The organism is Sphingobacterium cavernae, from assembly GCF_008520265.1.
Classification (GTDB): domain Bacteria; phylum Bacteroidota; class Bacteroidia; order Sphingobacteriales; family Sphingobacteriaceae; genus Sphingobacterium; species Sphingobacterium cavernae.
Window position 1 is genome coordinate 1 of record NZ_VIQM01000014.1, and the last position, 753, is coordinate 753.

The following is a 753-nucleotide window of genomic DNA, read 5'->3' on the forward strand; positions in this document are numbered from 1 at the left end:
CTCATAGGTAAAATATGGCGATACGGCTTTCGTAGACCAGCCTCGTTCGTTGTAGGTATAGTCGGTATTGTTGATAAAGACAGTTTGATTTTTTTCAAGATGCTGCCTTTTAGTTTTCAACTGTCCTATTTCATTGTACTCATGACGTGCTATAATGACGGTATCCTGAGCATTTACTTTGTGCTTTACATCCTTGAGCCTTCCTACGTGATCGTATTCATTCTTGGTAAACAGTGTCGTCACAGCCCCACTTGCAGAGGCTTTGTGTTCACGCTTACTGGTTAAGAGTTCCCCTACAAAAGAATACGTATTGGTAACATAGTCTGTGCCAGGTGTGCTTGTATTTAGATGGTTTTGACTAGCCGATTGAATCAGCCGGGCTCTATCGTCGTAATAATTAACAGTTAGTAATGGAGCACTCCCGTCGTCTTTGAATACTTTTGTGCCTGTCAGTAATGTTTTAACTTTATCGGATTTGCTGATACCCACTTCAGGAAGTGTGGTTGCACCATCAAAGCTATAATTATCATAATAGTTGATTAATAAAGGAATTTTAGAGCTAGTGGGAAAAGCTACATTACTGTAATTCAGCGATTGCCCTCTAGTCTCCCAATATTGGACAACAGCATTAACTGCTGTTTGGGCCGAGTCCTGAGTGGTTAATGAGTTATTGGTATAAATACCCGTCTCCGCCACCCTTCCAAAGGCATCGTACTTGCTGTAACTCCATTCTTTAACCGTTTTGGAACGTTG

1 pseudogene is annotated in these 753 nt (G+C 41.2%); it reads right to left on the reverse strand.

Features of this window, described 5'->3' with window-relative positions:
* Positions 1-753, reverse strand: a pseudogene (locus FLS47_RS18190) (DUF6443 domain-containing protein); the annotation flags it as partial.